At 59.8% G+C, this 6,924-nt stretch carries 6 protein-coding genes and 1 pseudogene; 3 read left to right on the forward strand and 4 right to left on the reverse strand.

Annotation, left to right across the window (positions count from 1 at the left end; translation table 11 throughout):
- Positions 1 to 91 precede the first annotated feature (91 nt).
- A complete protein-coding gene (locus P3W85_RS38710; protein ID WP_276268689.1) occupies positions 92 to 1,600 on the reverse strand; it encodes an aldehyde dehydrogenase family protein in 1,509 nt (502 codons plus the stop codon).
- 463 nt (positions 1,601 to 2,063) lie between these two features.
- Between P3W85_RS38710 and P3W85_RS38715 the strand changes: the two genes are divergently transcribed.
- A complete protein-coding gene (locus P3W85_RS38715; RefSeq protein WP_276268690.1) occupies positions 2,064 to 2,660 on the forward strand; it encodes a DUF2889 domain-containing protein in 597 nt (198 codons plus the stop codon).
- Between the two features lie 21 nt (positions 2,661 to 2,681).
- Here the strand turns inward: P3W85_RS38715 and P3W85_RS38720 are convergent.
- The 3 genes and pseudogenes from P3W85_RS38720 to P3W85_RS38725 form a co-directional block, all read right to left on the reverse strand.
- Positions 2,682 to 2,930 (reverse strand): annotated as a pseudogene (locus P3W85_RS38720) (DUF1330 domain-containing protein); the annotation flags it as partial.
- 166 nt (positions 2,931 to 3,096) lie between these two features.
- The gene (locus P3W85_RS45725) at positions 3,097 to 3,297 is read right to left on the reverse strand and encodes a putative quinol monooxygenase (protein ID WP_430869702.1); all 201 of its coding nucleotides are present in this window, start codon (positions 3,295 to 3,297) and stop codon (positions 3,097 to 3,099) included.
- A gap of 200 nt (positions 3,298 to 3,497) precedes the next feature.
- The gene (locus P3W85_RS38725; RefSeq protein WP_276268691.1) at positions 3,498 to 4,973 is read right to left on the reverse strand and encodes an MFS transporter; all 1,476 of its coding nucleotides are present in this window, start codon (positions 4,971 to 4,973) and stop codon (positions 3,498 to 3,500) included.
- 872 nt (positions 4,974 to 5,845) lie between these two features.
- Here P3W85_RS38725 and P3W85_RS45730 point away from each other — a divergent pair.
- Together P3W85_RS45730 and P3W85_RS38735 are read left to right on the forward strand one after the other, a co-directional pair.
- The gene (locus P3W85_RS45730; protein WP_430869703.1) at positions 5,846 to 6,148 is read left to right on the forward strand and encodes a JAB domain-containing protein; all 303 of its coding nucleotides are present in this window, start codon (positions 5,846 to 5,848) and stop codon (positions 6,146 to 6,148) included.
- 355 nt (positions 6,149 to 6,503) lie between these two features.
- Positions 6,504 to 6,806 carry a hypothetical protein gene (locus P3W85_RS38735; protein ID WP_276268693.1) on the forward strand — a complete coding sequence of 101 codons (303 nt, stop codon included), beginning with the start codon at positions 6,504 to 6,506 and terminating at the stop codon, positions 6,804 to 6,806.
- Positions 6,807 to 6,924 lie beyond the last annotated feature (118 nt).

The raw sequence follows: 6,924 nt of genomic DNA on the forward strand, positions 1-6,924 counted from the left end.
TATTCCCTCTGCGGCATGTCTCCATTCTACTTTGCTATCAACCCCTTCCGATGGAGGGCCAAAGTCGCCCCCCCGGGGTCGTCCATGTACTTTACAGCCGCATCAGAATCGATTTGGTCTGTGTATAAGCCTCGATAGATTCGGCGCCCATCTCCCGTCCAATTCCGGACTGCTTGTAGCCCCCCATCGACATCGATGGATCGACCTCGGCATAGGTGTTGATCCACACCCGTCCGGTCTTCAGCGCTCGCGCGACCTTGTGGGCACGGCTGACGTCGCGGGTCCATACCGCCGCGGCCAGCCCGTACTGCGTATCGTTGCCCTGGAAGATTGCGTCCTCCTCATCCTTGAACGGCAGCACCGATAGCACGGGACCGAAGATCTCCTCTTGTGCAATCCGCATGCCGTTGGACACCCCGCTGAACACCGTCGGCTGCACGAAGTAGCCGACGTCGCCGACGCGCCCGCCGCCGCAGCGCAGCGTGGCGCCATCAGCCGCGCCGGTGTCCACGTAAGACAGTACCCGGTCCATCTGCTTGTCGGAGATCAGCGGTCCGAGCTTCGTATCCGGATCAAACGGTGAGCCGACCTTGTAGCCCGAAGCGATCCGCACCACGCGCTCAGTGATCTCGTCATAGAGGCTTTCTTGGACGAACAGCCGCGTGCCAGCCGAACAGATTTGACCGGAATTGCGGCAGAACGCATTGACCGCGGCCTCGACCGCCTTGTCGATATCTGCGTCGGGAAAGATGATGTTCGGCGACTTGCCGCCCAGTTCGAGGGTGACCTTCTTCAGGTTACCGGTCGACGCCTGCAGGATGTACTTGCCCACACCGGTCGAGCCGGTGAAGGCGATCTTGTCGATATCGGGATGCGCGGCCATCGCCGCGCCCGCAGTTGGGCCAAAGCCGGGCACGATGTTGACAACACCTGGAGGAACGCCCGCGTCCTGGATCAGTTCGCCCAAGCGCAGAGTGGTCAGTGGCGTCTGCTCGGCGGGCTTCATCAGCATGGTGTTCCCGCAGGCCAACGCGGGGGCGATCTTCATTACGGCCATGACCAGCGGCACGTTCCAGGCATTGATCAGCGCGCAAACGCCCATCGGCTCGCGCACCATGTACAGAAAGGTCGAGGCGTCTGTGGGATTAGTGGTGCCATGGACCTTCGACGGCCAGCCGCCGTAGTAGCGGAAGATATCCGCAGCCTGCCCGACGCGCGCGGTGCTGGACGACAGCGGCGAGCCATTGTCGAGCGACTCCAGCGCCGCAAGCTCCTCGGCATGCTGGTCGACCAGATCCGCGATCTTGAACAGCAGGCGGGACCGAGCCTGCGGCGAAACGCCGGCCCACGATGGCGCCTCGAAGGCGCGGCGCGCGGCCCTGACCGCCGCGTCGATATCCGCGCTGTCCGCCTCGGCCACCGAGGTCAGAAGTTGTTCGGTGGCCGGGTTGATCGTTTCGAATGTCTTTCCGGATTTCGCCTCGACCCATTCGCCGCCGATCAGAAGCCGCTTGGGACCGGCCTGTATCCATGCCAGCGCGCGTTGGAGCCCGGCATTAGTCGCCGGGGTGGGGGTTGAATTCGGCACAGCAGACGGCATGAGTTTCTCCGGGTCTTGAAGGAAAGATGAGGCGAGCATCGCGAGTCTGCCGTGACAGCTTCTCGCGTCGTTACGCGCTTATCTAAGCAATTGGAGTGCCAGATCGGAAACCTACGTGGAGGCTGGGGTGGGTGCCCGAGCCAAAAGGCATCAGAGAGAGTCCTCGAGCGCGCCAGGGAAGGGGTGACGGGCATTTCCTCGAGCCTCTTGGCGGCATCGCCATCCGCCGGAGCACCGGGCCGCCAAGCGGGCGGCGACGCGCAGTGTCCACACAATCGACACCCGAGTGTCCTCGGCACGAACACACCGGTGACACTAGCTGCACTCCTGGCCAGTTTACCGGGTATGGGGAGCCCGGTAGCGGCCGAAGGGGCATAGGCTCGTTTCTTGCCTGTGTGATGGATGACTCCGCACTCCTGCCAGCATCACTGGCACCACAAAGGCAAAGCCCGAGGTTCTCGCCATGCCCCTATCCGCCTATTCCCCACGCCGGGAAATACATCATCGCAGCATCGACATGAAGGCTTATGTTCGTGAAGACGGACTCTTCGATGTCGAGGCCCACTTGGTCGACACCAAGCCCTTCGCGTTCGCCCGCATCGTGTCGCCCGTTCCACTGCCCGCAGGCGCGCCGCTGCACGATCTGTGGGTCCGTCTGACGGTCGACGATAACTACGTGGTCCGTGCCATCGAAGCCTCGTCGGATGTCACGCCCTACCCTCTGTGCAAGGAGGCGGAAGTGACGTTGTCGGTGCTGGTCGGGGAACGCATCGCGTCTGGATGGTCGGCGCGCGTCAAGGAGCGGCTGCGCGGCGCGGCGAGCTGTACCCATTTGATGGAACTGCTGATTCCGCTGGCGACGACCGCACTACAGGGCATCATAGGCGCTCGACGCGAGGGACAGACCTCCGTCGATACCAGCAAAGTACCAGTCAAGCTCGACAGTTGCTACGCCTACGGACGCCACCGTGCAGTCGTCCAGCGCTTTTGGCCGCAGCTTTTCCAGCCCGAGACCGGAACACCTCCCGACACAGCGGAGCCCGAGGCGCATAGTACTTGATATGCCCGCTCGAACAATGAAGACGCGCAACATCGCGGCTCTATGACGAATGGGCATGCTTCCCTTGTACGCCCGAGATTCATACCAAGCCGCGGTCCGTTCCATGCTGTCGAAAGCGATGGCGGCCAGGCGGTCTTCCGGCGGAGCGACTTCCAGAATCCGAAGAGCTCGAATGTCGACGCGACGCGAGCACCGCAAGGCTTGGTGCCCTCTGGATCCGTCAATTGACTCGGAGATACAGAAGGCTGGAATCTCGCGGCCGGATACCACTTGGGCTTGAATCGCCCTGCACCGAGCGCACCGACGACAGCACTACAAGGTGAAAACAACAGTGACCTACTAAGAAACGCTGTCCCGAAGTGCACCTTGGCCCCCACCGTTTCATCCTTCGGGGTCGGGCGCGCCCGATGGAAAACTACTGAGTTTCATGAAATCCTCAGGGCTTCAGGCTAAGCTGAACCGGCGGTGTTTCGATCTCCTTCTTCGAACGGATCAATGTCTCTGTGACAGCTACAAAATTCCGAAGATGTGGCGACTCCGAATGGCGCCGGTAAGCGTCCTCACTCGCGTATATCTCGAAGAAGCGGAGCCCATGCGGGCTCCTGCTCTGCGACAGAATAGATCGCTCGCACCCCAGGTTCCTCCCTTATGGCGTCGGTCATCTCCTCCCGGACTGCCGCTTTGTATGTCTCAAGTTTAGCGGGGCACTTGAGTTAGCCTTTCGGTCAAAGCCCACACTTCGAACGACGAGGAAAAACTGAATGGAACGCCTCATCCGAAAGCCAGATATACCGTGGCGCATCATGACAAGGCGGCTTCCAGCGCCCAACGCTACGATCATCGGGCTTGTTTCAGTTGATGCGCAGATCTGTGCGAGAAGAATGGATAGAAAAGCAATACGGACGCGATCAAAAGAGCACTCCCCGTATACAGGCTTATGGTGAAACCGCCGGTGGCGGTCTTGAGAAGTGCTAGGCCATAGGGACCCACGATCCCAGCACTACCATGAATGACCGTGATGATGGCGAGGCCCGTCGCCGCTACCCTCCCACTGAAAACACGTCCGGGAAGTGTCCACAGCATTGCGTACGCGCTAGTCAGGCCAGTCCAGGTGACGCACAGGCTGAGCAAGGTCAATAGCGTGTTAGTAGGGAAAAGCGTCGTAAGCAAGAGCCCAGTGGCAGCCACGAGTGCGCATATGATGTAATGCCAGCATCGTTCATCCGTGGCGTCCGAGTGTCGCGCCACGATCACCGAGGCCACGACACCGCAAATCGAGGGAAAAGCTGAGTAGATGCCGATTTGCAAGACGGGAAGCCCCATCCCTTTCAGCAGGCTGGGCTGCCAGAACGTCAGTCCAAACAGCGAGATAAGCATCAGGAATCCGACGGCGCCCAATACCCAGAGACGGGGGTCACGCAACACGCTGAGCAGTTCCTGCCGGCCAAGCGTTTGATGTGCCGCGTTGTCGTCCCGAATGAGCTGCTGTACGCGTTGGCATTCTTCGCTAGTCAGCCATTTCGCCTTATCCGGGCTGTCCGAGAGAATCTTGTACGCAACAAACGCAAGGACCAAGCACGGCAGCCCTTCTGCGATGAACAGCCATTGCCAGCCCTGAAAATTGCCGACACCGTTCAGATAAGTCATGAATAAGCCGGCTATCGGACCCGATACGATCCCCGCGCAGCTCGGCGCCGTGTAGAACATCGCGGATGGTTGACCGCGTCGCTGACTGGGATACCAGAGCGTGAGGTAATACAGTACGCCCGGCACCAGTCCGGCCTCAAACGTGCCGATCAGGAAGCGCAAAATGTAGAACTCCATGGGAGTCGAAACGAGGCTCATCGCCGCGCTGCAAAGACCCCATAGAATCATGATGCGGATTAGCGTCTTGCGAAGGCCTATGCGCGCGAGAATAATGTTGCTGGGGATCTCGAAGGCGATTAGTCCGAAGAAAATAAGACTGGCGCCAAGACCGAAAACGGCATCGCTGAACCCGAGATCGTCCTTCATGCGCAAGTGCGCGTAAGCGACGTTCGTACGGTCCAGATAGTTGAAGAAATACACCAACCACAGAATGGGTATGATGCGAACCGTAAGCTTACGGAACAGACGGTTGTCAGAGTCCGCGACAGCAGTCGCTTCGCTGATCAGGCTAACATTGCTGTTCATTTGCCTGGCCCCTGCATAAAACCGACCGGACGAAAGATGATGCTCTGCAAGGGAGGTCCCCACGGCGGCGCGATGGCGCGCGGTGGCATGCCTGGCTGGTGCAAGGCGCAATACATGAATGTCTCCTGGATCGTTATACATATTGCCTGAATCATCACGAAGGCACGGCACGCCGGTCGCCCACGACAGTCCGCACGATCATGAACGAGTGGCTCCGGATACCTCTTTCGACGTGGAAACCCCGCCTAACAAGTGATATCCGCAGCAACACACCGGCAGAACCTTAGCCCCATGCCCCGCTACCGCTAAGACGAGGAAGGGGGGCAGTTGCCGATTCAGGCTGCGGCGATCAACCCGAGACCTGCCAATTGTGGTCCCAGTCGAAGCCCACTTCGTAAAAGCAAGTCGCATACCATCTCCGATCCCGGCTTCTTGCGCCTCCTGATGTCTCACCGGCAATCCGTTGTGTTTGTGACGGCCATCGCGCGTATCTCGCAGCGAACACGCCGCATGCACGGCTGTGTCCGGCAAGAGCAGGCACGCCCGCTAGCTCAACGTCGCGAATCATGTGAACGAATGGATTTAGTTGCATAGAGAGTGCCGTTGTTGTCACCGCAAAGGCCACATCAAATCCGAGCCAGGATTAGTTCTGGCTGAACAATGCCGGAATGGCTGTTTGGCTGACTGTATGTATTGATCGACGACACATGTATGCAGCAAGGACAGCCCTTCTGTCGTCACAAGCACGCGCCGGCCACTTTTTGCACGACTCACATCGACCATCATGCGTCGCGGGCGACTGGAATTGGACTTGTGGACTGACGCAGGTCTCGCTTTGCGGTGTTCATGCCGAGAGCGGACTGGCGCGTGCCTGTCGAGCTCCCGCTCGCCCGCGCTTGCCGTGTCCGATCGTATGACGCAAGCCGACACAATAACCAGGCAGCGCTCGCCAAGGCGCAGTGCGTTCGATGTAGGCACTTGGTATGTCGGCGAACTGCATGCCTTCCAGCCGGATGGGGCTGCGCTTGGGCACATCATTGCATTGCCCACCGCCTCGGCGTTGCCAAGGAACTGATGTTGCGCGGCCTGCGCAAGGATATCCGCGGCAGTCCGATTATGTCTTCACCGCAGGCCTTGCTGGCCTGTCTGCGCCTGCATTGCGCCGGCCTCGACACGAGGTGTTCCTGCCGATCTACCTCGATTGCGATCATCATGTCATCGATACGAAAGAACTCTTCCGCGGCACGCTGACGCAAACCTGCGCCTACCCGCGCGAAGTGGTCAAAGCGCACCGGCCCGCAACGCCGTGGCGCTAGCCGTGGCACAACACCCCTCAAAGCACGCTGAACCGAGCCGGGCGGACGAACTCCTCACGCAAACCTCGTGCAGCGCATTGGCAACCATCCAAAAGAGTCTTATATGTAACTTTCTATCAATACCAACAAGGTGGTCTCGTTCGCCGAATGTGGTTTACTGTACAAGGAGGCGGTTACATTGTGTCGCACAATGTCAAGACCGACTGTCCAATTTGCCGAGGCGCCGGAGTGTCGTTGGGAACGAGGGGATCGCTGCACTGGTTGCGCTGCAGATCTTGCGGCGCCACTCCCAGCACACCGGGTGCAGAACGCCGCGTGCATGAGTCACTATTGCCCTTAAAAGGAGGCACTACTCATGGAAGCAAGCACCGCGAGCCGCCTGCGTGAGCAGGCCGAATCCCTGTCCGCTCTGTCCACCCGTCATCTGACACTGGGCACCCGCTTGAAACTGGCGAACGACGACCTATCGGTCAATGCCTACCCCACCGAATTCGGCGGCTTTGTCTATGTGGGCACGCCATGCTATCGCATCCCCGACGAACCAGATCTGGCGTCGATCTTCGAGATCGCAGAGCTTGCCGGCGTGGCGTGGTTGAAGTTCGACTCGGAAGCCGAACTGATCGACGGCCTGCCCATCTTTGACTGGGTGGGTTGCTGAATCGTCACCGAAGGCGCGAGGTGCTTGCGATGCAACATCGCATCGCACTCGCCGTCCCAGGACGACAACCCTCAGCACCTCGTCCAACATCGCGAGAGGCCGCTGCCCACGGAGGGCG

This window comes from Cupriavidus basilensis, assembly GCF_029335485.1.
In the GTDB taxonomy this organism is placed as follows: domain Bacteria; phylum Pseudomonadota; class Gammaproteobacteria; order Burkholderiales; family Burkholderiaceae; genus Cupriavidus; species Cupriavidus basilensis_E.